23 protein-coding genes are annotated in these 26,413 nt (G+C 47.7%); 22 read left to right on the top strand and 1 reads right to left on the bottom strand.

What is annotated here, in order from left to right:
* Positions 1–140: 140 nt before the first annotated feature.
* The 10 genes from GNP95_RS00575 to GNP95_RS00530 all read left to right on the top strand — a co-directional run bounded on the left by GNP95_RS00575 (position 141) and on the right by GNP95_RS00530 (position 13,874).
* Positions 141–2,834, top strand: a complete 2,694-nt coding sequence (locus tag GNP95_RS00575; RefSeq protein WP_155608998.1) for a discoidin domain-containing protein — start codon at positions 141–143, stop codon at positions 2,832–2,834.
* A gap of 219 nt (positions 2,835–3,053) precedes the next feature.
* Positions 3,054–4,697: an extracellular solute-binding protein gene (locus tag GNP95_RS00570; protein ID WP_155608997.1), complete on the top strand. Its 1,644-nt coding sequence runs from the start codon at positions 3,054–3,056 to the stop codon at positions 4,695–4,697.
* 63 nt (positions 4,698–4,760) lie between these two features.
* Positions 4,761–5,684 carry an ABC transporter permease gene (locus GNP95_RS00565; RefSeq protein WP_155608996.1) on the top strand — a complete coding sequence of 308 codons (924 nt, stop codon included), beginning with the start codon at positions 4,761–4,763 and terminating at the stop codon, positions 5,682–5,684.
* Between the two features lie 11 nt (positions 5,685–5,695).
* A complete protein-coding gene (locus GNP95_RS00560; RefSeq protein WP_155608995.1) occupies positions 5,696–6,580 on the top strand; it encodes a carbohydrate ABC transporter permease in 885 nt (294 codons plus the stop codon).
* A 35-nt stretch (positions 6,581–6,615) separates the two neighbouring features.
* Complete coding sequence (locus GNP95_RS00555; RefSeq protein WP_196427029.1) at positions 6,616–7,737, top strand: glycoside hydrolase family 88 protein; 1,122 nt, start codon at positions 6,616–6,618, stop codon at positions 7,735–7,737.
* 225 nt (positions 7,738–7,962) lie between these two features.
* Entirely contained in the window at positions 7,963–10,308 is a 2,346-nt protein-coding gene (locus GNP95_RS00550; RefSeq protein ID WP_155608993.1) for a helix-turn-helix domain-containing protein, read from the top strand.
* A gap of 23 nt (positions 10,309–10,331) precedes the next feature.
* Positions 10,332–11,996, top strand: coding sequence for an extracellular solute-binding protein (locus GNP95_RS00545; RefSeq protein WP_155608992.1), 1,665 nt, complete (start codon positions 10,332–10,334; stop codon positions 11,994–11,996).
* Between the two features lie 101 nt (positions 11,997–12,097).
* Entirely contained in the window at positions 12,098–12,781 is a 684-nt protein-coding gene (locus tag GNP95_RS00540) for a phosphoribosylaminoimidazolesuccinocarboxamide synthase (RefSeq protein WP_155608991.1), read from the top strand.
* A 134-nt stretch (positions 12,782–12,915) separates the two neighbouring features.
* Positions 12,916–13,473, top strand: coding sequence for a tubby C-terminal domain-like protein (locus GNP95_RS00535; protein ID WP_155608990.1), 558 nt, complete (start codon positions 12,916–12,918; stop codon positions 13,471–13,473).
* 5 nt (positions 13,474–13,478) lie between these two features.
* Positions 13,479–13,874, top strand: coding sequence for a glyoxalase superfamily protein (locus GNP95_RS00530; RefSeq protein WP_196427028.1), 396 nt, complete (start codon positions 13,479–13,481; stop codon positions 13,872–13,874).
* Here the strand turns inward: GNP95_RS00530 and GNP95_RS00525 are convergent.
* Positions 13,861–14,499, bottom strand: a complete 639-nt coding sequence (locus tag GNP95_RS00525) for a stalk domain-containing protein (protein ID WP_196427027.1) — start codon at positions 14,497–14,499, stop codon at positions 13,861–13,863. The genes GNP95_RS00530 and GNP95_RS00525 overlap by 14 nt on opposite strands.
* A 146-nt stretch (positions 14,500–14,645) precedes the next feature.
* On the opposite strand from GNP95_RS00525, the gene GNP95_RS00520 reads away from it, so the two are divergent.
* The 12 genes from GNP95_RS00520 (at position 14,646) to bioB (ending at position 26,336) form a co-directional block, all read left to right on the top strand.
* Positions 14,646–15,098, top strand: a complete 453-nt coding sequence (locus GNP95_RS00520) for a RidA family protein (protein ID WP_155608987.1) — start codon at positions 14,646–14,648, stop codon at positions 15,096–15,098.
* Between the two features lie 157 nt (positions 15,099–15,255).
* Positions 15,256–15,960 (top strand): response regulator transcription factor, encoded by a 705-nt coding sequence (locus GNP95_RS00515; RefSeq protein ID WP_155608986.1) that lies wholly within the window; start codon positions 15,256–15,258, stop codon positions 15,958–15,960.
* 1 nt (position 15,961) lies between these two features.
* Positions 15,962–17,356: a sensor histidine kinase gene (locus tag GNP95_RS00510; RefSeq protein WP_155609959.1), complete on the top strand. Its 1,395-nt coding sequence runs from the start codon at positions 15,962–15,964 to the stop codon at positions 17,354–17,356.
* 79 nt (positions 17,357–17,435) lie between these two features.
* Positions 17,436–17,975: a hypothetical protein gene (locus GNP95_RS00505; RefSeq protein WP_155608985.1), complete on the top strand. Its 540-nt coding sequence runs from the start codon at positions 17,436–17,438 to the stop codon at positions 17,973–17,975.
* 42 nt (positions 17,976–18,017) lie between these two features.
* Positions 18,018–19,145, top strand: a complete 1,128-nt coding sequence (locus tag GNP95_RS00500; protein ID WP_155608984.1) for an FtsW/RodA/SpoVE family cell cycle protein — start codon at positions 18,018–18,020, stop codon at positions 19,143–19,145.
* 36 nt (positions 19,146–19,181) lie between these two features.
* Entirely contained in the window at positions 19,182–19,859 is a 678-nt protein-coding gene (locus tag GNP95_RS00495) for a phosphatase PAP2 family protein (protein WP_155608983.1), read from the top strand.
* Positions 19,860–19,945: 86 nt separating this feature from the next.
* The gene (locus GNP95_RS00490) at positions 19,946–20,686 is read left to right on the top strand and encodes a GTP pyrophosphokinase (RefSeq protein WP_155608982.1); all 741 of its coding nucleotides are present in this window, start codon (positions 19,946–19,948) and stop codon (positions 20,684–20,686) included.
* Between the two features lie 504 nt (positions 20,687–21,190).
* Positions 21,191–22,372 (top strand): ABC transporter substrate-binding protein, encoded by a 1,182-nt coding sequence (locus GNP95_RS00485; protein WP_196427025.1) that lies wholly within the window; start codon positions 21,191–21,193, stop codon positions 22,370–22,372.
* Between the two features lie 15 nt (positions 22,373–22,387).
* The gene (locus GNP95_RS00480; RefSeq protein ID WP_155608980.1) at positions 22,388–23,692 is read left to right on the top strand and encodes an ABC transporter substrate-binding protein; all 1,305 of its coding nucleotides are present in this window, start codon (positions 22,388–22,390) and stop codon (positions 23,690–23,692) included.
* Positions 23,693–23,829: 137 nt separating this feature from the next.
* Entirely contained in the window at positions 23,830–24,189 is a 360-nt protein-coding gene (locus GNP95_RS00475; protein ID WP_155608979.1) for a VOC family protein, read from the top strand.
* Positions 24,190–24,345: 156 nt separating this feature from the next.
* Positions 24,346–25,083 carry a GNAT family N-acetyltransferase gene (locus GNP95_RS00470; protein ID WP_155608978.1) on the top strand — a complete coding sequence of 246 codons (738 nt, stop codon included), beginning with the start codon at positions 24,346–24,348 and terminating at the stop codon, positions 25,081–25,083.
* Positions 25,084–25,340: 257 nt separating this feature from the next.
* Complete coding sequence (gene bioB / locus GNP95_RS00465) at positions 25,341–26,336, top strand: biotin synthase BioB (RefSeq protein WP_413773725.1); 996 nt, start codon at positions 25,341–25,343, stop codon at positions 26,334–26,336.
* The last annotated feature ends 77 nt before the right edge of the window (positions 26,337–26,413 follow it).

Raw genomic sequence — 26,413 nt, 5'->3', positions numbered from 1 at the left:
CTGGTTGGATGTTTTGTTCATTTCCTTGTTCAATTTATCAATGCTAACAGAGCTTTTGCTTATACTCAAAAGAATTATGGATGTTCCATAATATGGATAGTCATTGAAATCGCAAACATACTATAAAGGAGGACGTCTAGATGAGTAAAAAAATAGTCGCATTGCTGACGGCATGTTGTTTGATTTTCGGTACATGGCTTCATGGGCTAGGGGGAGGACAAGCATCAGCTGCCGATGAAACGGCAGACAACATGCTTGCAGCACCCCGGAGCCTATCGCTTGGGACAGACGGCAGAAGCCGGCTGTATCCAGACGATTGGTATCCAGGATTTAAAGATGAAGAGGGCAGGTTTCTACATGATTTCTCGTATGCCGGTTATCATCGCGGGGAGGCGCCAATTCCTCAAATCGATCCTTCCACCGGTATGGATGTGACGAAAGCGCCTTACCATGCTGACCGGACAGGAAGCCGCGATGCGACGGCAGCGATTCAGCAAGCCATTCATGATGCCGCCGCGAAGGGCGGAGGGGTAGTCTACCTTCCAGAGGGCACTTATCAGGTCAACCCGCCTGCCGGCAAAGATTACGCGTTAAATATCCCTGCCAGCCACATCGTGTTAAAAGGTGCGGGAATGAACAAAACCTTCATCTATAATGCGGCCGAAAATATGAAAGGAAAAGATATTATCCGCGTTGGAAATGGCGACTGGAAAAAAACGAATGTAACGACGCAGCTGCGAAAATCGGTATCCGAACCGACGGTATTGCTTCCGGTAGAGGATGCGGGCGGCTTTGCGGTGGGTGACTATGTGCTGATCACGTTTGATACGACACCGGAATTCCTGGCTGAACTCGGTATGCACAATAAATGGGCATCACGATTGGGGCGAGTAGAGCCGTTGTTCTACAGACAAATCGTGGCGGTTGATGCGGAGAACCGGACGATTACGGTCGACATTCCGACCCGTTACCCGCTGAAGGTAAGAGATCATATTACGATTACGAAGACGGAATCGCCAATCTCGGAAGTAGGGATCGAGGACTTCTCCATTTCGAACATTCAAAACTCGAAAAGCGGGTTAGGCGAAGATGATTTTAAAGTAGAAGGCACCGCGGGCTACGAGAGCGATAACTCGAAGGTGATTAACGTGATCGCCGCGGCTGACAGCTGGATCCGCAATATTAGCACATACAAGCCTGCGGGGAATTCAACCTATCATATTTTATCGAAGGGAATTATCCTTGACCGCACGAAGAACGTAACCGTTGACCAGGTGACGATGGAGCATCCGCAGTATCGCGGTGCAAACGGCAATGGATACTTGTATCAATTTATCGGCAACGATAATTTAATTGCCAACAGCCATGCTGTAGGGGCGCGGCACAGCTTTACATTTGCCAATTTCTCCGCGAACGGGAACGTGATGCATAACGTATATTCAGAAAATTCGTCGCTATTAACCGATTTTCATATGTACTTAAGCATGGCTAATCTGATCGATAATATGACATTGAACGGTGATGGCATTTCTGCCATAACGCGAGACTACGGTTCATCCGAGACGAATCGGCACGGTGTTGTCACGACGGAGAGCGTGTTCTGGAATACGACAGGCCAGGCGGCGCATCCAAGCAAAAGTGCAAACGGCATCATCGTGGAGTCCGAGCAGTTCGGCCACGGCTACGTTATCGGAACAAAAGGCGCTGTAACCGGAGTGAATGTACAAATCACCGGATCGATCGCCGATACGGATACGAGACCGTTTGATATGGCCGAAGGGATCGGGCAGGGTGAGCGCTTGACGCCGCAAAGTCTGTTCTCGGATCAATTCGAGCGAAGGGATAGAAGGTTCGATTGGGGGCTCTCATCTCTGCTTGTGAATGGAGAGGCGATCGACGGGATGCAGTTTTTGAGAACAAGTTACACGTACACTCTGCCTTACGGATCGACGCTGACACCAACAATTCAAGCGGCAGCCCTGGCTTCCGATGCGGAGATATCAATTACGCAGCCTTCGGGTACGAGCGGAACCGGCATCATTCGTGTGACAAAGGACGGCATTTCGCAGGAGTATCAGGTCAATCTTCGCGTAGCGGAAAATCCTGCGCTGCCCAAGAGCCTCGCGTTTGAACCCGATCGCTCCGCTTCTGGCTGGAGAGCAGTCGGTAATGCCATCAACGCAGGCAGCAGCGGACAACTGAAAGCTTATATTACGATGAATAGCGGCGAAGTTGTCCATGCCGGGCAGGAGGGCATTCCAGTTCAATACACGGTGGATCATAAGCAGCTTGGAACGTTACGAGGGAACATATTCACGGCAAAGAAGCCGGGCATCGTGAATATTACTGCAGAAAGCAAGCTAGGAGGCGTGACGGTAAAGAAAACGGAAGCCTTTGAGATCAAGGAAGCGATGCAGGGGCCGGAAGGAAAGCTCGCCGAAATTGCAGCAGTAACGGCAAGCGCGGATGACGGCAACGTTCCGGCAAACGCAGTGGATCGCGACCCGGACTCCAGATGGTCGGCAGAAGGCAGCGGACAATATTTGCTGCTTGAGCTGGATCGGGAGCAGTGGGTGGATCAAGTCAGTATTCTGTTCTATAACGGGAATCAGCGAGTGAACTATTTCGATCTCGAAGTGTCGGGGGACGGTATCCATTACGAGAAGGTGCTGGAGCGGGCGGCCAGCCATAAATATCATCCGAATCGTATCGAAACCTTTGAATTTGCGCCGGTAAAGGCAAAGTTCATTAAATACGCTGGAGAAGGCAACGAGCTTAACGGCTGGAATAGCATTCTGGAGATTTGGGTGCATAAGGCTGACGACGAAAACTAAAGGTGCTTTACTGGACAATAAAGACGTTACAGCAGAGAGAGGAGGGATGCCCCTCCTCTTTTTACTGCGCAAATTTACGATTGAATTGTAGAAATCGTCAGTGCGCAGGTACGAAATCGGCACGTGATTTGATGTTTTGCACATATCGGTGGGAGTGGTCCTTAGCTAGACTGAGAGCGTAATGCATTTCAATATATTCCTAAGCGGAGGTTTGAAGCAATGAGAAAAGTATGGACTTCCAGCCTAATCATTATGATGTTAGGCACGCTGCTCGGATGTTCGTCCGGAAGCGGTGACAAGGCAGGCGCCAGCGCGAACGGCAATGGCGGTGCAGCAGCGCCTAAAACAGAAGAAGCTGTGGAAGCGACGGTTTACCCGATCCAGACCGATAAGACGCTGTCTTATTGGGGAGAAATCAACGGTAACCTGATCGGCGTCAAGGCTTCGCATGACGAAATTCCGTTCTTTCAGGATTGGCAGAAGAAAACCGGGGTTACTTTAAAATTTACGGCCCCGCCGACAGGACAGGTGAAGGAAGCGATGAACGTGCTGCTGGCATCGGGCGATTTGCCGGATTTGCTCGAGTATAACTTCCTGGGCGATTTCCCGGGCGGGCCGGAGAAGGCGATCAGCGACGGGTATATTGTCAGGCTCAATGATCTCATCGATCAATATGCGCCTAATTTAAAGAAATATTTGGCGGAGAATCCCGACGTTGACAAAATGATCAAGACTGATAGCGGCAGCTACTACGCGTTTCCGTTCGTGAGGGGCGATGAATACTTACGGGTGTTCCAGGGACCGATCATCCGCAAGGACTGGCTGGATGAGCTAGGCTTGCCGGTGCCGGAAACAATCGACGAATGGACAGAGACGCTGCGGGCGTTTAAAGAGAAAAAAGGAGCCGCAGCCCCGCTTTCCTTCGTCAGCAAGCCGCGATTTTTCAATGAATCCGGAAATGGTGCTTTTATCGGAGCCTTCGGTATAAACCGCGGATTTTACCAGGAGGGCGGAGTAATCAAATATGGTCCGGCCGAGCCCGGGTTCAAAGAATATTTACGCCTATTCCATGACTGGTATAAGGAGGGCTTAATCGACAAAAACGCAGCTACGGCTGATACTAAGTCGCTGGACGGTAATATCGCATCCGGGGCGACAGGCGCAACGATCGGCAACGCTGGCGGCGGGATCGGCAAATGGCAGCCGCTCGTGGAAGCGAATGATCCGAAAGCCGTACTTGTGGGGGCGCCTTATCCGGTGCTGAACAAGGGCGATAAGCCGAAATTTGGACAGCGCAACCAGGCCTATGCTTCCGAAGGCACTGTGGCGATTACAACCGCGGCCAAGGATCCCGAGCTGGCGGTACGCATGCTGGACTATGGCTATAGTGAGGAAGGCCGCTTGTTCTTCAACTTCGGAACCGAAGGTGTCAGCTACAACATGGAGAACGGTTATCCGACATATACCGATTTGGTGCTGAAGAATCCGGATAAGCTGGCGCCAGCCCAAGGCATTTCATTGTATGCCCGGGGCAGCTACAACGGCCCGTTCATTCAGGACAAACGCTATGCCGAGCAATTCTTCGCGCTGCAAACCCAGCGCGATGCGGTGACCACCTGGCAGAATACGGATTCGGCGAAATACAATTTGCCGCCGATTACGCCAACGCCGGAGGAGAGCTCGGAGTATGCGGCGATCATGAACGATATTAATACGCTAGTGGACGAGATGACGCTTAAGATTATTTTGGGCGCTGAGCCGATCGACCAATACGAAAGCTACGTCGCCAAGATGAAATCGCTGAAACTGGATCGCGCGATTGAGATTCAAAACGCTGCCTTGGAGCGCTACAACAGTCGCTAAGAAAATGCAAGGAAGAGGGCCGATGCGGCCCTCTCCAATTGAAATGAGGTGAATGACAACGCCATGGCGAATCCGCAATCCTTCAAGCGCCGGTTTATCCGGGATTTCATCCTCAATAAATATCTGTATCTGATGATACTTCCGGTCATAGCCTACTATATTATTTTTCATTACGGGCCGATGTACGGAGCGCTGATCGCTTTCAAGAATTATTCGCCGATGAAGGGCATTCTCGGCAGTGATTGGGTGGGGTTTCAGCATTTTCAGGACTTTTTCAACAGCTACTATTTCCTGCGAATTTTGAAAAATACGCTGCTCATTAGTCTCTACTCGCTGCTGTTTGAGTTTCCGGCGCCCATTCTGCTTGCTCTGCTCATTAATGAAGTGCGGCATCGCTTATTTAAGCGGGTCGTTCAAACGATTACGTACATGCCCTACTTCATCTCGCTCGTCGTCATTTGCGGGATTATTACCGACTTTACGAATGCTGACGGCTTGATTAACCGATTGTTCGTCTGGCTTGGCTACGATGGGCAGGCGATGCTGCAGAAGCCGGAGCTGTTCCGCCCGGTCTATATTTTGTCGGAGATCTGGCAGCGGATCGGCTGGGAGTCGATTATTTATATCGCCGCTTTGATGGGCATTGATCAGGAACAGTATGAGGCGGCGCGGATGGACGGAGCGAACCGTTTTAAACAGATGCTCTACATTACACTGCCCGGGATTTTGCCAACGATCGCTATTATGCTTATTTTGCGAATGGGAAATTTGCTTAATGTCGGCTTTGAGAAAATCATACTTCTGTACAATCCGGTCACCTACGAGACGGCTGACGTAATCTCTTCCTTCGTCTACCGCAAAGGGCTGCTCGAATTCGGCTGGAGCTACAGCGCAGCGGTCGGCCTGTTTAACTCGGTGATCAATCTCATTCTGCTAATAACGGCCAACTATATCAGCCGCAGAGTGAGCAAAAGCAGCTTATGGTGAGGTGAAAATGGATGAACAAAACGAAGGTTGGCTTATTCGACCGCGCCTTTGATATCGGTATATATATCATTTTGATTTTGCTGGTTGTCGTTACGCTGTATCCGCTGCTCTACGTGCTGTTCGCCTCGTTCAGCGATGCCGGTAAGCTAATTGTCAATAAGGGGATCCTTTGGAGGCCGCTAGGGTTCAGCCTGGACGCATACAAGAGTGTTATGGCCAATCCAGGCATCGGCATCGGATACCGGAACACGATTTTTATCGTCATTATGGGCGTTGCGGTGAATTTGTTTATGACTGCGCTAGGCGCGTATGTTTTGTCCCGCAAAAATGTCATGTGGAACAATGTGCTGATGTTCATCATCGTGTTTACGATGTTTTTCGGTGGCGGCCTTATTCCGCTCTATTTAATCGTAAAAGGGGTGGGCCTGCTTGATACGCTCTGGTCGACGATTATTCCGTTTGCGGTCAGTACGTTCAATCTGATTATTATGCGGACCTCCTTTATGGGAATCCCCGACAGCCTGGAGGAATCGGCGAAGATTGATGGCGCGAACCACTTTACGATTCTGTTCCGCATCATTATACCGTTATCGATGCCGGTCATCGCCGTGATGATTTTGTATTATGCGGTAGATAAGTGGAATGGCTGGTTCTATGCATCGGTGTTTATCAAGAGCCGCGAGCTTTTTCCACTGCAGCTTGTGCTCAGGGAAATTCTGATTGCCAATTCGACCGACAGCATGTCGGCGGGGGCATCGGCGGGCGACCGCCATCAGATCGGCGAGACGATCAAGTATGCGACGATTATGGTCGCCACGGTTCCGATTTTATGCGTCTACCCTTTTGTACAGCGGTTTTTCGTTAAGGGCGTCATGATCGGTTCATTAAAAGGATAAACAAGGATCGCAATTTTGGATGAGGAGGCATGGATATGAGCGGGTTGAAGGGTTTGAACGCGGCAGCCGTTTGGGAGCAAATCGGCTTGAAGCTTGATGTGATGATCGCGGCGATGGGGGAGAAATCCCCACATGTCGCCGGAGCTACAGGGAAATATGATGATATGCGGCTTGATTGGTGGACATCCGGTTTTTGGCCGGGGATGCTGTGGATAGCCTATGATATAACGGGGGCAGAACGGTACAAGAAGGCAGCCTGGAACTGGGATGAGCGGCTGGAGAAGTTAATGCTGCAGGCTAATAACTTCGATCATGACGTGGGCTTTCAGTTCCTGCCTACAGCAGCTATCAAGTATAAGCTGACCGGGGATGCAGAGGCGAGAAGGCGCGCGCTTTACGCGGCCAATTTTCTGGCAGGGCGATTCAATTTGCGAGGCAAGTTCATTCGAGCCTGGAACGGGGATAAGCATGGCTGGTCCATCGTGGACACAGGCATGAATTTATCTTTACTATTTTGGGCGGCCAGCGAGAGTGGCGATCCGCGATTTTCGCATATTGCGCAGGAGCATGCGAATACGATGCTGAATTATTTCATCAGAGAGGACGGATCTGTGCATCATATTATCGATTTCGACCCGGTGACCGGTGAAATCGCAGAAGCGATCGGCGGGCAGGGAGCCGGGCCGGATTCGGCCTGGAGCAGAGGGGCGGCGTGGGCGCTGTACGGCATGGCCAACACCTTCCGTTACACGGGAGAACCTAAGTATCTTCAAGCTGCACAGCGTGTAGCGAACTTCTTTATCGCCCATTTGCCGGAGGATCAAGTTCCGCATTGGGATTTTCGGGTAGAGACCGGTCTTGAGGGAGAGCCGCGGGACAGCTCGGCCGGAGCATGCGCGGCCTCAGGATTACTTGAGCTGGCTGATTTGCTGCGTGAACCGGAAGGACGGTGCTACCGCATGGCGGCCGAACGGATTCTCGGTTCCTTGTATGAGAACTATGGAACATGGGATCTCCCCACGCATGAAGCCATTTTGCTGCAGGGAACCGGGCATAAGCCCGCCGGACAGAATGTCAACGTTTCGCTCATTTACGGCGACTACTTTTTTGTTGAAGCGATTGCGAAGCTGAACGGCTGGAGCCATCGCATATTCTAATCAGGTACTTACGGATATAAATAAATTTTTAGCGCAGGTAACCCGGGGACTTCGCGTCCCATTGGGCTATTTGCGTTTTATATGGGGAGATACGCCTTTGGTTAGAGGTTTTGTCAATCGAATTGCAGCTTTTAGGCATTCCGAAATCCGGCATTTTATCGGTATAATGAAATTGTAAACGTTTTAATTTTAATCAATTTAATCGAATATACGGGTGATGATAGCTTGATAAATATTCACTATTTATGGCAGAGACGCAAGAGCATTATTGTCACTTGGCTGCTGTCTTACAGCGCGGTTCTTTTCGTGCCGATTATGATCAGCCTGGTCATTTATTCTCAGGCGAGTCATGCGCTAAAGAGCGAGATTCACCGTGCCAACGATTCTTTGCTGAAGCAGATGCGCTACACGATCGATAATCAGATCGATCTGATGAAACGTCTTAACATGGAGATAACCTGGAACGGCAAACTCCAAAATTTAATGTATTCCAACAGGCCGGCAAACGAGGCGCCCTTCGCAGCCTATCAGCTTGTAAAGGAATTTCGGCTGTACAAAACATCTTATGCTTCAATCGATGAATTCTACGTCGTTTGGGATCAAGGGGATTCCGTACTGCGTTCCGGAAATATCAGAGATATGAGAACGGCATTTTATACGATTCACAATACGGGGACTCTCTCCTTTGACCAATGGCTGGAGACGATTCACAAGGCGGGAACGAAACGATTCACGGTGCTTCCCCGTCTGGACGCTGCTCCGGTACAGACCTCCATCGCGTACATTACACAGCTGCCCTATGATTTGAACGGCAGGGAGACCGGGACCGTCGTAGTGATGGCGGATGCGGAAAAATTCCATGCGGCGATCGAGAACATTTCTGGCTTTAGCGGCGGTTTGCTGCTGATTTTGAATCAGGACAATGAGATTCTTCTATCAAATCGGCCGGGGGCGCCGGAGTTGAAGCCTTTTATGGAGGGTGAGCGAGTCCGGCTATCCTCACCCCAGACCGGTGACTCCGAGCTGTTCTATATTCCTTCGGAAGTATCAGAACTGAAGTATGCCTTGATCATTCCAAGCAGCATCTATTGGCAGAAGGCGGAATATGTCCGCAGCTTTACTTATATCAGCATCCTGATCAGTGTCATTGGCGCTGGGGTGTTGACCTGGTTTTTCATGCGCCGTAATTATTCGCCGATTCAGGAGCTCGTGCAATCCATCAACGATAAGAATAGGGCAGAAGAGCTTGGGGACGGGAACGAACTGCGGATCATTCTAAGGGCGATATTAAACGCCAGAAGCGAGAAGGACCAGATCGCCATGCAGCTGAAAAAACATCAGCAGGTGCTCAGGTCCAACATGATTCATCGGCTGCTTAAGGGGAGGCTGGACACCCCTGTGCCGTATGAGGAGGCGTTCCGTTCTTTTCATATGACGCTGTATTCCAATAAGTTCGCAGTGATTTTATTAGTTCTCGAAAATGAAGAAAGCCTCTATGAGAAGCTGCCGGGTATTGATCTTAATGAGAGAAGGAAGCTGATCCCGTTTATTATCGCCAACGTCGTGGAGGAATTGGCTGGTCAGCGCCATCATGCCGGATATGTGACAGAGATTGATGATATGCTGGTGTGCCTGGTTAACCTGAAGCTGGATGTCCCGAATGTGCTGCAAGAACTGCGGGATATCGCAGCAGAGGCGCAAAGCTTCCTGGGACAATATGATATGGAGCTTACGATTTCCATTAGCGGCAGCCATTCCGATTGGTCAGGTATTGCTGGAGCGTATCAGGAAGCGGTCGATGCCATGGAGTATAAGATGGTGCTGGGGAAAAAGGGAATCATCGCGCTGGAAGATATACGAATGGATTCGGCGGATAACGCACAGTCCGGCTACTACTATCCGCTTCAGGTGGAGCAGCAGCTCATTAATTTAATCAAGGCTGGCGATATTGAGCAGGCTTCTGCCTACATGAACGAAATTACCGAGCGCAATTTCAGCAAGCCGGTCATGTCATTGGGGCTCGCCCGCTGTTTCATTTTCAATTTGGTGGCCACGGTCATTAAAGCGATCAACGAGCTAGGCGGCGGAGATAGCGATATTCTAAGAAAAAATCCGCTTTGGATGGATTCCATTATGGCCTGCGATACGATTCAGGAGATGCGGAAGGAGCTGCAAATCCTGCTTGGGGAAGTGTGCGCCTTCGCCGCAGCCAAGCGGACATCGAACGTGTCGCAGGAACGGGAAGGATCATTGCGCGATCTGACCGCGAAGGTAACTTGTTATATTGAAGAAAATTACCAGGACGCGAACCTGAATGTGAATGCGATCGGAGATCATTTTGCTCTGAAGGGCAGCTATTTGTCACGGCTGTTTAAGAGTCAGACGGGAGAAGGATTGCTTGACTATATTCATAAGACGCGTATCGCGCAAGCCAAGCAAATGATCCAGGCCAAGCGGGAATCGATAAACGAAATTTCCAGGCTTGTCGGTTATAACGACGTGGCTACTTTCATTCGCGTGTTTAAGAAATATGAAGGCATTACACCAGGCAAGTATAAAGAAATTTATTAACAGGATGAGGAGGGCCTTTGCTGATGAGAGGGGAGAGTGCTTTCGCCCGGGCTCGGATTGTAACGGTTGTACTGGGAATTGTACTGACGCTTACGATGGCGATGCTAAGCGCTTGCGATAAGAATACAGCTGCTTCTCAATTGGATGGAAATGCCGCTGATACTCTGCTGGGGGCTATAGAAGCAGGCGTGGACGGCGAAGCGCTGACGTATTGGGCCGAGCTGAACGGTAATGCCGCGGGCATTAAGCCGACTTTTCAGGAGGTGCCTTTTTTCCAAGAATGGCAAAAGAAGACGAGGGTAAAGCTGGACTTCATTCAGCCTCCTCAGAACCAGGCGAAGGACGCCATTAACGTGCTGCTTGCCTCGGGCGAGCTGCCGGATATGATGGAGTACGAATGGAACAGTTTTCCTGGAGGACCGGAGAAGGCGATCAAGGACGGATACATTTTAAGGCTGAATGAAGCGATCGATGCTTACGCCCCGAATTTGAAAAAATATTTAAGCGAACATCCCGAGATTGATAAGCAGATTCGGACGGCTGATGGGAGCTATTATATGTTTCCGTTCATCCAGGGGGATGAACGCTTGCGGACATATCAGGGGTTGATTTTGCGTAAAGACTGGCTGGATGAGCTCGGGCTCGGCGTTCCGGTGACGATCCATGAATGGCATACGGTGCTCAAGGCCTTCAAGGAGAGGAAGGGCATAGAGGCGCCCCTAACCTTTCTGGGGGTTCCCAGTCCGTTATTTGGCATAGATGGCGGCGGATTCATCGGGGCATATGGCATTAAGAAGGACTTCTATGTGGAGGACGGACAGGTGAAATTTGGCCCGCAGGAGGCTGGCTATAGGGATTTCTTGGCCTTATTCCGGGACTGGTATGCCGAGGGGCTTATAGACAGAAATTTTGCCGCGGTCGATTCCATGACGCAGGATGTAAGCATGCTCACAGGGCGGAGCGGGGCCAGTATCTGGAATGCAGGAGCCGGAATCGGCACCTGGCTGCCGGTACTGCGGGAGAATGATCCGGGCGCAAAATTAATCGCGGCCCCGTATCCCGTCCTGCACAAGGGGGAGCGCTCCAAATTCGGGCAAAGGGCTTCTGCGGTCGGCTTTAGCGGTGTTGCGATATCAAGCAAAAGCAAACATGTCGAGCAGGCCGTCCGTATGCTGGACTATGGTTATGGCCCCGAAGGCCATATGCTATTCAACTTCGGCATTGAAGGCCTCAGCTACGAGATGAAGGACGGGTATCCGCGGTATACGGATTTGATTCTGAACAATCCAGACAAATTGGCCCCTTCCCAGGCGCTTGCAATGTATACGCGGGCGAGCTATTTCGGGCCGTTCGTGCAAGATATCCGCTATATGGAACAATATTATATGCTGCCGGAGCAAAAAGAGGCGATACGGCTTTGGTCCGATACCGATGCGGCGATATACGCGCTGCCCTCTACCCCGAAAACGGAGAAGGAAAGCGCGGAGCTGTCGGCGATTATGCAGGATGTAACGACGCTGGTAGATGAAATGTCGCTGAAAATCATTCTGGGCATTGAGCCGCTTAGCGCTTTTGACGCTTATGTGGAGCAATTGAAGTCGCTAAACATCGACCGGGCCATTGGGCTTCAGCAGACGGCGCTAGAACGATACAATCAATCGCTTATGAATGAGAGGGGGAAAGAATAGTTGGCGGTGTCTTGCCGGAGAATGATAAAAAAATTGGTGCAGGATCAGGCAGGCGTGCTATATTGTAATTAAAATCTTTTAACGAGAAAGGATCTGCACGAATGAAACTGATCTACACAGGCAAGACCAAAGACGTATATGCTCTCGAAGATGGCAACTATTTGCTGAAATTCAAAGATGACGTGACCGGGGAGAACGGTGTATTTGATCCAGGCGCCAACACGGTTGGGCTAACGATGGAGGGGGCAGGCAAAGCCGGACTCCGTTTGACGAAGTATTTCTTTGAAATATTAAAGGAAAAAGAGATTCCTACGCACTATATAGATGCTGATATCGACAACGCGACGATGACGGTAAAACCAGCCACCGTTTTCGGTAAAGGCCTGGAGGTCATTTGCCGTTACAGAGCGGTGGGAAGCTTCCTGCGCCGTTATGGCATGTATGCCGAGGAAGGCCAAGCCTTGAACGCTTTCGTGGAAGTGACTATTAAAGACGACGAGCGCCAAGACCCGCCGATTTCGGAGGATGCGCTGGACATGCTGGGGATTTTGACCTCCGCCGAGTACAAAGTGCTTAAAGAGCTGACGCAAACGATAGGCAATGTCGTTAAAGACGAGCTTGCAAAGAAGGGCGTTGATCTGTACGACATCAAATTTGAATTCGGCCGAGTAGACGATGGCGCACAAATCGTTCTCATCGACGAAATTTCCGGCGGCAATATGCGCGCTTACAAGGACGGCCAATATGTAGAACCGCTAGAATTGGACAAGCTGATCGTCGGCTAAGCGATTTGCCGTCAAGCCTTTCAGATTAAAGCGGTTTTGATGTATAATTATGGAAGAAGCTTGCATAGCACAGAGACCCAGCCCCAAAATGACGATTTTGGCCTGGGTCATTTTTTTATATGGAGACGTGAGGTATGAAGGTTTACTATTACAAGCTCCCGGTGCTGAAAATGTCGGCAGCTTGCGTAGAGCTGGTAGACGACAACGGCAATCCTTGCGGCCGCATGACAAGGACGTTCAAACATCTTCCCAGCAAGGCCATATGCTGGATCATAGATAGCTGGGAATTAAGCTTCAGGGCTGAAGCTGAGCAGTACACTATTGAGCTGATAGATAGGAGCAGATGGTTTGAAAGGAACAAATGGAGCATTTCCTTCAAAGAAGGAGATGAAGAGCAGCGTTTTACGCTCAAGGACAGAACTATGATAAGAACGAACCCGCGGTTTGAATTTACGTATAATGGTCAGCCGTATGAAGTAGTCCAAGCTTTTTTGGACAAGAGAACCAGAATTATAAATCTAGCTCAGAACAAGGTAAGCGCTGAAATGGAAAGACATTCTATCGGCAGGGTATTTCAAAGAAAGATTAGGATGTACGAAGAGGAGTTAAGTCCTCTACTGGCAGCATGCATTGACCGTTTGATAAGAACATTAACTGATTGCTGCAACATAAATTTTTCGGGGAAGGAGTGATGATAGTGAGTTCTTCAGACAATAGAAGTACGATCCGGCATCTCAGCCCTGTGTTGTTTGTAGCAGATCGCCAGAAGACGCTTGAGTACTATAGCTCGATTGGCTTCTACTGCGATTTTGGCCTGGGTTTCGTCGAACGGGACGGGGTGGTAATTATTTTTCATGAAACAGAAAATAAAGATCGGATCACCCCGAATTACCCTCATCACCGGGAAGATGCGTTGGATATTTTCGCCTTGGTTTACGGTGTGGAAGAGCTCTATCATGAGCTAGCCGAAAAAGGAGCCAAACTGCATAAACCGCTGGAGGTCAATGAGTTTGGCATGAAGGAGTTTTCCATTATTGACCCGGACGGCTATACGATCGGATTCGGGAGTCGATCCAGGATTAGGGTGTCGTAATTGTTATCGTGCTCGATTGCGAATCCCACTCCACAACAGCGTCGAAGGATTCGGCGGCAAAGCGGGCAGGCACCATCGTATACCCGTTTATGACAATCGGCTTGGCCTGTAAAGTAAGCGCCTTGTCCTGCTTTCGGGCGGCCGTGCTGTCCACGGTCAATTCAACAGTTGTATCGCCCTTGTAGGCTGTGATTTTCTTCGTAGATTGATCCCATTCCAAGGTAGCGCCGAGGGCATCGAACATGTTTTTCAGCGGAATCAATACCGTTTCGTTGACGATGACGGCTTTTTGATCCAGAGGCACAATGCTGCCATTTACGATCAATGTAATGTCTACCGTGGCATATCCCTTTTTAGAGGTGGTTTTTTTACTATTTGCGCTGCTTTTGGTTGAAGCGTTCTTCGTGGTTGAGGTGCTTGATGATTTGGTGGATGTTGATTTCGAGCCTGAATTCGTCGTGCCGGAATTGTGATAGTGGTAGCCGGTGCAAAGGCCCTTCTGCTTCGATTTTTCAGAACAGTTATGTCCGCCGTTGGCGTCTGTTCTGCCAGAATGGGCGAGAGCCGCCGTCTGAACCGATAACAATAAAGCTAGACTGACAACAAGAGCGACAATTTTTTTCATCGTACAGCCTCCTTGCAAAATTATAATTGATCCTAGTAGATACATACTTAAGTACTATATCGGTTCAAAGCCTAGGAATGATTAAAAAATGACAGGGAATGGAACGACCATAACGACTACACCAGCGAAAGCGGGGAATGTTTGTGATGAACTCTATTGAGCAAAGGTTGGAAGCATTGAATATTACGTTGCCAGCCGCCAGTGATCCAGCAGCGAAGTATGCGAATTACGTCATTGTCAATGGATTGATGTTTGTTTCCGGCAAAGGGCCGAGAGGCAACCCGAAAGGCAAGCTGGGAGTCGATTATACGACGGAGGAAGGGTACGGGTTCGCCAGGCAAACTGGTATCGAAGTGCTGGCTGTCTTGAAATCAGCCTTGGGCACATTGGACAAGGTGAAAAGAGCGGTCAAGGTGCAGGGCTTCGTAAATGCGGGTCCCGAGTTTGAAGAGCATCACAAAGTATTAAACGGATTCTCGGATTTGTTAATGGAAGTATTCGAGGATAGGGGGAGCCACGCAAGGTCGGTATTCGGCGCGGTTTCGGTAAGAGACAATTTGCCGATTATCGTGGACTCCATCTTTGAAGTAGAGGAATAGAAGCGTCAGAGGATATAATAACTCAAAGGTTCTGACAGAACCGTTTGGGTTATTTTTTTGGTTTGTTCGGAAAGGATTTCAGGGGATTTTGCATGACAATGACATAAGTGTTTTAATAGGAGGGATAATGGTTTGAACAAGCTTTAGGGAGGATCAAATGGATTTGGACAACCGCAATCATGTGCTTATTGTGGAAGATGATGACCATATACGGCGATTTATCGCCATCAATTTGGAGGGCAGCGGGTTTGAAGTTTACGAAGCGGCGGAAGGTGAGACGGCGCTCAAGAGCTTCGCGGTTCATCGGCCTGATGTTGTTGTGCTTGATATTATGCTCCCGGATTTCGACGGGTTTGAAGTTTGCGAGAGGTTGAGAGAAATAGATTCTGAAGTCGTGATCGTATTTTTGACCGCCCGTGGGCAGGATTTGGATAAAATTAAGGGACTTGAACTTGGAGCCGACGATTACATCGTCAAGCCGTTTAATCCGCTGGAGCTGACGGCCAGAATTCGCACGGTGCTGCGGCGTACCCGTAAGCAGCGCGAGTCACACCATGCTGTTCTTAGCGCCGGGGGGATCCGCCTTGATTTGACCTCGAACAAGCTCTATAAGCAGGACGAAGCTATTGATGTGACCCCCAAGGAATTTCTGATGGTAAAGGCGTTTATGGAGAACCCGGACATGGCTCTTTCGAGAAATGAGCTGCTGAATTTAGTATGGGGAGAAGATTTTATCGGCGATACGAAGACGGTGGATGTTCACGTACGGAAGCTGCGGGAGAAGCTGGAGAAGGACAGTTCCAAGCCCGAGCTGATTGAGACCGTCTGGGGCGTCGGTTATCGCTGGAGGAAGGAAGATTGATTTGGGTATTCGCAGAAGGCTGGTCGGAAGCTATTTTCTCGTCATTCTGACTACGGTGATCACCCTTGAGGCCATATTGATTGCCGCCGTGAACTATTATTATTATCACAATATCGAGCGCACCCTGGTCACTCAGGCCGAACTGTCGGCTTCTTTTTATGAGCAATACTTTGCAGAAGAAGACTTGGAACAGCAGGCAGAACGATTGTTGGGAGGGTTTTCGCATCATTTCGCGGGGCAGGTGCAAATTATCGGCTCCTCTGGGCAGCTGATTCAAGACACTTCGGGATTTCGGCCTGGGCAAAATATGGCCGGATTCCCAGATGTGCGAAGCGCGATTGCCGGCTTTGCCGATACTTGGCGCGGCCAGGATTCGGCTTGGCAGGAGGAGGTGCTTGCGGTCTCCTATCCGCTGGTGGCCAAAGGCCAGACCGCTGGAGCCGTACGGTTCATAACCTCGTTAAAGCAAACGGAGGAGACGGTGAGGCAGATTGCCCTCATCTTCGTAGCGGTAGGCCTCGTTGTGATTGCACTTGTTGCCGCTGTTGGCATCGTGCTGTCCGGGACGATTACGAAGTCGATTACCAGTCTAAAGCGGGCCGCTGAAAAAATGACGGATGGAGATTTCAGCGTTAGAGCAGAGAAGCCTTATAAGGACGAATTGGGCGCTCTGGCGGATACTCTGAATACGATGGCTGGAACAATACAGCGGCAAGAGCAGCTCAAAAATGATTTCATTTCTTCGGTTTCGCATGAGCTGCGTACTCCGCTAACATCGATCAAAGGCTGGGTCGTTACGCTAAGGGCAAATCTATGGAAAGGCAAGGTCACGCTGGAGGAAGGGCTTGACATTATTGAGTCGGAAACGGACCGTTTGACGGAGCTTGTCGATGAGCTGCTTGATTTCTCGAAATTTGGAGACGGCCGAATGGAGCTTAGCCGGTCATCACTTCATTTAACGGAATTCTTAACGAATATCGGACAACAGCTGCGGCCGAGAGCCGCAAGGCAAGACATTGAACTGGAGGTTAGTATAACGAAGCCGCTTCCTGTAATTTCGGCTGACCCAAACCGCTTGAAGCAAGTCATGATTAATCTGCTTGATAACGCGCTGAAGTTTACGGGGTCTGGCGGGTCAATCGTTATTTCGGCTAGCCCGGCCGCTGGACAAGTCATCATTACCGTCGAGGACACGGGGGCCGGCATCCCGGAACAGGATCTCCGGAAATTGCCTCAGAAGTTTTACAAGGGAAATCACAAGATGAGCGGCAGCGGATTGGGGTTGTCCATCTCCGAGCAGATCATTCAGCTGCATCATGGACAGCTCCAGATTGACAGCGAGCTTGGCAAAGGCACAAAAGTGACAGTTTATCTTCCGGGCGGGGATACAAAGTGAATTTTAACTATTTCATAACCTTTTAGATTCTTAAACCATTTAGAATAGGACAAAGAATAAGTAAGGAGCAGGAAGCCATATGCCGAACAAGCTCATGAACATATTTCTGGCGGCCGCAGTTATGCTTAAGCTGGGCGGATGCGGAATCCCTGCGCTGCCAAGCGACCTCATTACGGCTCCAAATGCTGTTGATGACGGAGATGAAATGCTTACGAGCCTTCTAGCTCAGCTCCCTGATGGAGCACGGCTGCTTACTATGCCTGACGGCAAGCCGAATAACGGCATTTCCTACGGTGATTTGGACGGCGATGGACAGAATGAGGCTATCGTTGTATATGAAGAGGAAACTGGCCGCGAACGTACGCTGAAAGCGGCTCTGCTTATGCGCCGGCAGGAAGCATGGCAGATTGTTTGGCATGGGGAGGGCAGCGGTCATAGTTTGGATTACGCTGGGATCCGTGATATCGACAGGGATGGGGCCGCAGAAATCCTCTTGGGCTGGTCGCTGGGCACAGATGTGAACGGGCTTGACATTTATGAATGGGACAAGGGCACATTGAAGCTGCAGGACAGGAAAGGATATTACGAAAGCACCGAATTCAAGGAGATGATGAACTAGTCTGCTGCAGATGGTGCTTCTGCATGATGAATTGAGGTAAGTATGATTTTTCTCGAAAAGCTAAAAAAGCTGGACAAAGCAACAGTATTCATTGTTTTATGTCTAAATGCCATCGGCACGGTAGCCGTATATGGAGCAACAGTAGGGACGAAGCTGGAGGGGCTGCATAAGAACAGTATGCTGCTCATCGCTTTATCCATGATCCTGATGCTGCTTGCGGCTTCTTTTGATTACAGGGTCATTTTCGGCAAGCTGGTATATATTCTCTATGCATTTGGGATAGGGATGCTGGCCTTTGTTCAATTTAAAGGAGAGAACATCAACGGTGCGGTGCGGTGGTTAAGCATCGGATCGTTTCAGCTGCAGCCTTCGGAACTTGCCAAAATATTTACGATACTGCTTGTCGCCCATATGCTGAGCCGGAAGCAGGGGAGGAAGCTTCGTCTGATTCAGGACGTGATGCCGATCTGCCTGGTCTTTATGATCCCGGTGCTGTTTATTATCAAGCAGCCTGATCTGGGTACGGCGCTCGTCTTTGTTGGCGTGCTGCTAAGCATGCTTTGGATGGGCAATATCCGCTTAAGATACATGCTCATTTTCTTAGGCGGTGTCATCTTGATTATCGGAGCAATCGTCTGGTTGTATTATGCCGATAACGCATTGCTGTCCAAGATGATCAAGCCGCACCAAATGGCCAGAATACAGACGTTCCTGGATCCTGCCAGCGATCCTGATAAATCATGGCATGTCAAAAATGCGATGCTGGCAATCGGCTCCGGCAGCTTGGCCGGAGACGAAGGATTTTTCCTGGAGCAGGGATATATTCCTTACGCCTATTCCGATTCTATTTTCGTAGTGATTGGGGAGAAATATGGCTTCTTGGGCTCTGCCGTGCTGCTATTGCTTTATTTTTGCTTGGTGACCCGGTTGATCAACATCGTTATCGATAGTAAAGATAGGGCAGGTGCATATCTCGTTATCGGAATTACGGCCATGCTGGTGTTCCAAATCTTTGTCAATATCGGAATGCATATCGGGCTCGTTCCTTTAACGGGGATTTCACTGCCTTTTATTAGCTATGGGGGCAGTTCGCTGATGACAAATATGCTGGCGGTCGGACTTGTTCTGAACGTAAAGCTGCATAAAGAAGAAAACATACCATTACCGTGACTTTAATGGAAGTGAAGCAGGAAGAGAGGAATTGCAATGAGATATTCGCGCAGACAGCGGATTGTAAGTCCGTATGTCATTGTTTGGGCCTTGCTGGCACTAGCCGGATTTGGCATGATCGCTTTTTTTGCGGTTCGGCAACCGCTCAATCCCTTTGATTTCAACGTGGCCGCATGGGTACAGGGTTTTGAGGCGGCGTCTTTGACCAATATAATGGTTTTTTTCTCCACACTAGGAGCAACCAAGTTTACGATACTGATCGCTATTGCGGCGATGCTTATATTGTTTTTCGTGCTGGAACACCGGATGGAACTAGTATTTCTCGCTGCTTCCCTAGGGGGTGCGGCATTGCTGAATAAGCTGCTGAAAACGATCTTTCAGCGGGAGCGGCCTTTCGTTCATCGTTTAGTAGAAGAGACGGGCTTCAGCTTCCCCAGCGGTCATGCCATGGCAGCCTTTGCATTGTACGGGGCGCTTACTTTTCTCTTGTGGCGGCATATACGTCCTCAGTGGGCGCGTGTTCTCTTGATTGTCCTCAGCTGTTTGATGGTAGTCATGATTTGCATCAGCAGGGTCTATCTGGGCGTTCACTATCCAAGTGATATTGCAGGGGCGCTGCTGGCCAGCGGATTCTGGCTGAGCGTCATGATCGGGATTGCCCAGTGGTATCAAGGGCGGCATGGCACGGTGTCCGGATATCGCTTGCGGCAATAGCCGCTGGGAGTTCTTCGCTTTCGTGCATCGAGTATGCGAATTCGTTATAATAATAGAAAAGTGAATGAGCAGGAAGGGAAAGCCATATGAGCGAACGACAAATTGAGCAATTGAAGATGATGCGCAACGAGATTACCCGTTTTTTATTGACTTACAAATTTGCATTGGACGAGATGGAGACGAAAATTGAAATTTTGAAGGAAGAGTTCGAATCTCTTCATGACTATAGTCCGATTGAGCACACGAAGACCAGGTTGAAATCGCCGGAGAGCATCATGAGCAAGCTGTATCGCAAAGGTGCGGATTTCTCCTTCGAATCGATTCGGGAAACGGTGAAGGATATTGCCGGAATGCGGATCACCTGCTCCTTTGTATCGGATATATATCGGGTAAGCGACATGCTGCAGAAGCAGAATGATCTGAAGGTGCTGGAAATCAAGGATTATATCAAAAATCCGAAGCCCAACGGCTATAAAAGCTTGCATCTGCTGATCGAAGTTCCGGTATTTATGTCTGACCGCGTCGAGATGGTATGTGTCGAGGTGCAAATTCGCACGATCGCCATGGATTTCTGGGCCAGCCTGGAGCATAAAATCTTCTATAAATACAATCAGTCCGTACCCGAACGTCTGCTGCAGGAGCTCAAGGACGCGGCAGACACCGCGGACGAGCTGGATCATCAGATGGAGCGCTTGATGAATGAAGTTCAGACGATCAAGCATCTGAACGACGACCATTCAAGTGAGGATCTCACCAGCATCATTATCAATAATCAGAAATTCAATCTTCCGCGCGCGTTGATAGATGTGCTAGGAAAGCAGGAATAGTGAGTATTTTCCCAATGATGACGCATTAAATCATCCGGTGTATACTAGGGGATACAATAAAGCTCAACAATTACATGACCCAGCCTAAGATAAGAGCGAATCTTAGAGCTGGGTCATTTTTGTAGTATTAGGACGAGAAGCAATGATTGGTTTAAAAAAAATGCAGAGTTAAAAAAATGCAGAGTTATTGAGAGGAGTGGATTTTATGGATTATTTAGTCGTTATTATATTATTGTTCATCTTTTTTGGAATACTCAGTATTGACACCCGATTAAGGAGGATAGAAGAAAAGGATAAGCTGCTGATCGAGAAACTGGATCAACTATTTAATAGAAGGTAATATGTTATTATCGTTAAGGACTATTCGGGTCAAGTTGACAAGATGAAAATAATGGAATAAAATGAAATATAATACATTTATTGTGTGGAGGTTTTATTTTGATAAAGTCAGTTCCACTAATAGTAGTTACTATATTAATAGCAATGATTACAACCAGTTGCTCTATGAGATCAACTGAACCATTTCCAAAGGATGCTAAGCTTGTAATTGATATAGCATATACGAGTGAACAACATTTTAAGCAAAGATATTCGAATTTGCTTGAAGTAGAGTACCCTAATATGCGGTTGAATATTGTATCTACGAAAGGGCTAATCCAGTCAGATGATTCTTCATCATGGGTAAAACAAAATCCCGTTGACATTATCTATATCCCATCATTTCAAATAAAGAATTTCATAGAATCTGGATTGATTGCCGATATTGAACCTCTTATTAAAAGAGACCAAGTAGATTTAGAACAATTTGTACCAAGCGTTATTGAACTAACAAGAGAATATGGGAACGGAAAGTTATATGGTTTACCCCCGACCTTTTATAGTAGAGCTATTATATTTAATAAAGAACTCTTTGATCAATTCAATATCGATTATCCTAATGATCAGATGAGCTGGGAGGAGATACTGACACTTTCAGCCAAGTTTTCAACGATTAATCCCGAATTGAAGGGTATATCCATTGGATATTCAACCCCTCTTGAATTAATACAGCATATCGGAAGGGTAGAAGGGCTTCAATTCCTTAGTCATCCCAATCAAGCAACCTTGAATAGCAGCTCTTGGGTAACAGTGTGGGAGAATGTTCTTCGAGTTCACGAATCTGGTTCTCTTGATTTAAATGCTGATCTTAATAATTATTTATCTCCTTTTCTATCCGGCAAACGAGCGATGGCCGTCATTTCATACGAGGAATATAAGAAAATTGAGCAAGAAAAGCCTTTTTTTAAATGGTCTATTGTAACCATGCCTGTCGACCCAGAGAAGCCAGATCAATCAAATGAGATCAGGATTCCAGGAATATATGCGATAGTTAACTCATCTGGCAATAAGGAAGCGGCTTGGGAACTGCTAAAACTTTTTGTTTCCAACGAAGCAGCACGCTGGGACTTTCAATCAAATGATGGATTTTCAACACGTTTGGAACAATTAAGCACATCGAATCAGGATCAGCTTCTGCCATTTTATCAATTATCCCCCAAATTAGACGATGACAGTAAAGAACTGACTTTAGAAGATACCGAACTATTCAGTCAAATCATAGATAAGATATTAAGTCGATCAATTTCATTACAGGAAGGTTTGGACGCATTACAGCAAGAAGCTGAACGACAACTAGAACGGAAATGATGTAGGAGGATTATAATGATAGGCAGAGGACGAGTTATCTTCATTATTTTTTTATTGTCACTAAGTGGCTGTTCATTTGGGAAGCAGGATGAACCTGTTACTCTCACAATCAATTACCCTTCTGAACAACTATTTTACCAAATGTATGCTCATGATTTTGAGAAAAAATATCCGCATATTACAATAAAAGTTGTCAATCAAGATATGAATGAGCAGTCCGTTGAACCTCCTACAGATGTTATATTTATAGATCAACTACATGTCTATAACCGATTGATTGAGGAAGGGAAATTAATCAATTTAGAGAACAATATACATAAAACTGCGTTTCCAATATCAGAGATTTCTCCTATAGTTGTTAATTCGTTGCGTTCAAAGATTGATGGAGGAATATATGGACTAAGCCCGTCGTTTATCAGTCACGCTCTTTATTATAATCGAGACCTTTTTGAGAAAAATGGGATTCCATTTCCTAAAAACCAAATGACATGGAAGGAAATATTCGATCTAGCAAAAAGGTTTCCAAATCAAGGATCTGATGGAGAGCGAATATATGGATTTAAATCAAATTATTATACAGCGATTGCTTTTTCTATGATTTTAAGGGTGGGTCAGACAGAAGGTCTTCAATTTATTAACCCCAAAACTTTGAAAGTTAATTTTCAATCGGATGAGTGGAAGACAATTTTTTCAGACGTTATTCAACTATTTCAATATAATGTTGTTTATGATCAAGAGGACACAATGACTGGCGAGATTGTGCCTTCACCGATGTTAACTGGCAAAGCTGCTATGGAAATTCAATCTTATTCGACTGCATATAACTTTGATGCTCATAGTCAGTTTGTTGGAGCACCGACGATTAAATGGGATCTGGTAACCGTGCCTGTTGCGTCTAGGATGTCTGACCAAAGCGACTACTATGATATCCAGGAGATTTACGGGATATCCTCAACGGCAGATCATGCTGAAGAAGCTTGGAAGTTAATCGAATTCATTACAGGGGATACTCATAAAATGAAGGCTAATGTTGATAATCAACTATTCAATGGTCTACCTGCGAGAACTGAACTTATTAAGGCAGTGGGTCACCATGACTTAAGCCCGCTATACACATTAAATCCTGTAATTAACAGTAATAATCCTTATGATTATATAGATTATGAAATTTTAAATGCATTTAAAGTTGTCGGACAGAGTATTGTTGAGGAGGCTATACAAAATTCACTTTCCGTGGACGAAACCATATATAAAATTGAAGTAGAGGGGCAGAGAGTAATTAATGAAACGAATTTAGCCATTAGTAACCAATTAAAATAACCCAAGAAAATAAAAGGTCTCATTCGAACGTAAAAATTTCAGAGTGACAGCTTTCATTTATGTATGTATAATTATGGAAAACAAGTGGTTGAAAGCGTTGTTATGACGCGGGAAATGATGAAATGGAGGCTGTACTTATGAGTTCCAGTCCAATTTTAAGTCAAATTGGCGGGATTTTTATCCCGGTAAGCAGTATTGAACAGGCACGCGATTGGTATTGCGATATCTTGGGGGTTCCTGCGGATGGCGATATATTGTTTGGACATCTGTATATCTTGCCTGTGAATGAAGGGATTGATCTCATATTGGACAGCGAAATATTTACCGGAGAAAATGTCTTCCAAGCGCCGGCATTTCAATTCAAGACACATGATATCAAGGAAGCCTACGACTACATGAAATCCAAGCAGGTTGAGCTGACAACGGAAATCATGTATGAACAATGGTTTAATTTCAAGGATCCAGATGGCAATCAACTTATGATTTGTAAATGTTAGTACTATGTCTGCTGTTATGCAAAGTAGATGATACAGAGCCGCTCGTTTTCGGGCGGCTCTGTTGTTGCGCTTATTCATATGATGGCCGTTTCTTCCATTTCAAATATTAGATAAAATACAGAGAAGTAATGGAAGGATTCGAGGGAGGAAGAACTGATGTCATTACAAATTGAGGAACTTGCTTTAAATGCCTGGCCGTCTTTGCAAACGATCGTACATCATGGCTGGCTGCTGCGTTTTGCCGAAGGATACACCAAGAGATCGAATTCGATTCAATCCATTTATTCGAACGGCAATAGCAATATAGAACAGCAAATTGATTATTGTGAAAAGATATATGAGTCAGCCGGCCTGACAACGATATTCAAGATGACGCCATTTGGACCCGAATCGATGGATCAGCGGCTTGAGCAGCGTGGTTATACAATCGCCGAACCATCAAGTGTTAAAATATTAGACGATATTAGCAGTATAAGAGAACCGCAAATGAAGGGGATTCTTATTGAGGAGAAATGGAGTGAAACCTGGCTGGAAGCACTGTCCACCATGAATCAATTATCACAAAAGAAGCAGGAGATCACGAGAATCCTATTGAGAAATTCCCGTTTGAAACAAGGTTTCTTCACTTTGATGAACGATTCCGGTCCGGTCGCGTGTGGTTTTGCCGTCATGGAGCAGGGGTATGTCGGCTTATATGACATTGTGACGGACAAAGCCTATCGCAACATGGGTTACGGTGAACAATTGCTGCTGCATATTTTGAAATGGGCGAGAGAAGCCGGTGCTGAAAAAAGTTACCTGCTCGTTGTGCAGAGCAATGCCTCCGCGAATCGCCTGTATGATAAATTAAACTATCGGCATTTGTATACCTATTGGTATAGATGCAAGCCGTAGGCGAAATAGCTGGGACTATAGTTGAATAACTCTCACACTTATGTGAATAAACGCTTCTTACACCATTAAGGGCAAACGGCGTCTTTCCGGGGAAATCGCTAAGAGGGTATTTACAACTAGGAAACATCTCTGGTAAGATGTTCTCGTTTAATTTAATTGTCAACCTAATTATTTAATGTGGGTTGACAATTGTTTCGAGGATATTTGTAGTCAATCGATACATATTTAGAGAGGATGGTAGAGTATACATGCACAAGATGGAAGAGAAACTGCAGACAGACTGGGATCGGCTTGCGGATATAGCCTTGCGGGGGGAAAGGTTAACGATGGAAGAAGGGCTGTCCGTACTGCAGGGGGAAGATGGGCAAATTCTGTCTATCATGCAGGCTGCATATAAGGTTCGCCGTCATTATTACGGCAATAAGGTGAAACTGAACATGATCATGAACGCCAAAAGCGGCCTTTGCCCCGAGGACTGCGGCTATTGCTCGCAATCGATTGTTTCCAGCGCTCCTGTGACTAAATACTCCCTGCTTGATAAAGAATCGCTGCTGGCGGGAGCGCGAGAAGCGATGGCTCGCCAGGCTGGTACGTATTGTATCGTAGCCTCAGGGAGGGGACCGACACCGCGGGAGCTGGAACAAGTGATTGAGGCGGTTACAGAAATCCACAGCACGATGCCCCTCAAAATATGCGCTTGCCTCGGGCTCCTCCGCGATGACCAGGCCAAGCGCCTCGCGGAGGCAGGTGTCCATCGCTATAACCATAACTTAAATACGAGCAGCGCCAATTACTCCGCCATTACGACGACGCATTCTTACGAGCAGCGTGTGGAGACAGTCGGAAAAGTAAAAGCCTCAGGGATGTCGCCCTGCTCCGGTGTAATCATTGGCATGGGGGAAAGCCAGGCCGAAATTGTAGAAATGGCTTATGCGCTGCGGGAGATTGACGCTGACTCGATACCGGTCAACTTTCTTGTTCCTATTCCGGGAACTCCGCTGGAAGCCAAGGAGAAAGTTGCGCCTCTGCAGGCGCTCAAAGTGCTGGCATTATTCCGTTTTATTTGCCCGTCCAAGGAAATTCGCGTGTCTGGAGGCCGGGAATCCAGCCTTAGGCATTTGCAGCCGCTGTCTCTCTATGCCGCGAATTCATGGTTTGTCGGTGATTATTTAACAACTGGAGGGCAAGCGGTAAATGCGGATCATCAGATGATCGAAGATCTTGGCTTTGAAATCGAGCAGTGCGCCCTTTAAACGCCGGGAACCATAATTTGTTATAGGCGCAGGCGATTCGTTATAATAGGATGTGGAATGACCAATAATCATTTCTG

It is taken from the genome of Paenibacillus woosongensis, from assembly GCF_009725165.1.
GTDB lineage: Bacteria > Bacillota > Bacilli > Paenibacillales > Paenibacillaceae > Fontibacillus > Fontibacillus woosongensis.
This window is presented reverse-complemented; position numbering and strand designations above follow the sequence as displayed.

Bases quoted from the DNA above. Each gene is read 5' to 3' on its own strand.
- GNP95_RS00575 (WP_155608998.1), top strand. From the start codon at position 141: ATGAGTAAAAAAATAGTCGCATTGCTGACGGCATGTTGTTTGATTTTC.
- GNP95_RS00570 (WP_155608997.1), top strand. From the start codon at position 3,054: ATGAGAAAAGTATGGACTTCCAGCCTAATCATTATGATGTTAGGCACG.
- GNP95_RS00565 (WP_155608996.1), top strand. From the start codon at position 4,761: ATGGCGAATCCGCAATCCTTCAAGCGCCGGTTTATCCGGGATTTCATC.
- GNP95_RS00560 (WP_155608995.1), top strand. From the start codon at position 5,696: ATGAACAAAACGAAGGTTGGCTTATTCGACCGCGCCTTTGATATCGGT.
- GNP95_RS00555 (WP_196427029.1), top strand. From the start codon at position 6,616: ATGAGCGGGTTGAAGGGTTTGAACGCGGCAGCCGTTTGGGAGCAAATC.
- GNP95_RS00545 (WP_155608992.1), top strand. From the start codon at position 10,332: ATGAGAGGGGAGAGTGCTTTCGCCCGGGCTCGGATTGTAACGGTTGTA.
- GNP95_RS00540 (WP_155608991.1), top strand. From the start codon at position 12,098: ATGAAACTGATCTACACAGGCAAGACCAAAGACGTATATGCTCTCGAA.
- GNP95_RS00535 (WP_155608990.1), top strand. From the start codon at position 12,916: ATGAAGGTTTACTATTACAAGCTCCCGGTGCTGAAAATGTCGGCAGCT.
- GNP95_RS00525 (WP_196427027.1), bottom strand. From the start codon at position 14,499: ATGAAAAAAATTGTCGCTCTTGTTGTCAGTCTAGCTTTATTGTTATCG.
- GNP95_RS00520 (WP_155608987.1), top strand. From the start codon at position 14,646: ATGAACTCTATTGAGCAAAGGTTGGAAGCATTGAATATTACGTTGCCA.
- GNP95_RS00515 (WP_155608986.1), top strand. From the start codon at position 15,256: ATGGATTTGGACAACCGCAATCATGTGCTTATTGTGGAAGATGATGAC.
- GNP95_RS00505 (WP_155608985.1), top strand. From the start codon at position 17,436: ATGCCGAACAAGCTCATGAACATATTTCTGGCGGCCGCAGTTATGCTT.
- GNP95_RS00500 (WP_155608984.1), top strand. From the start codon at position 18,018: ATGATTTTTCTCGAAAAGCTAAAAAAGCTGGACAAAGCAACAGTATTC.
- GNP95_RS00495 (WP_155608983.1), top strand. From the start codon at position 19,182: ATGAGATATTCGCGCAGACAGCGGATTGTAAGTCCGTATGTCATTGTT.
- GNP95_RS00490 (WP_155608982.1), top strand. From the start codon at position 19,946: ATGAGCGAACGACAAATTGAGCAATTGAAGATGATGCGCAACGAGATT.
- GNP95_RS00485 (WP_196427025.1), top strand. From the start codon at position 21,191: ATGAGATCAACTGAACCATTTCCAAAGGATGCTAAGCTTGTAATTGAT.
- GNP95_RS00480 (WP_155608980.1), top strand. From the start codon at position 22,388: ATGATAGGCAGAGGACGAGTTATCTTCATTATTTTTTTATTGTCACTA.
- GNP95_RS00475 (WP_155608979.1), top strand. From the start codon at position 23,830: ATGAGTTCCAGTCCAATTTTAAGTCAAATTGGCGGGATTTTTATCCCG.
- GNP95_RS00470 (WP_155608978.1), top strand. From the start codon at position 24,346: ATGTCATTACAAATTGAGGAACTTGCTTTAAATGCCTGGCCGTCTTTG.
- bioB (WP_413773725.1), top strand. From the start codon at position 25,341: ATGGAAGAGAAACTGCAGACAGACTGGGATCGGCTTGCGGATATAGCC.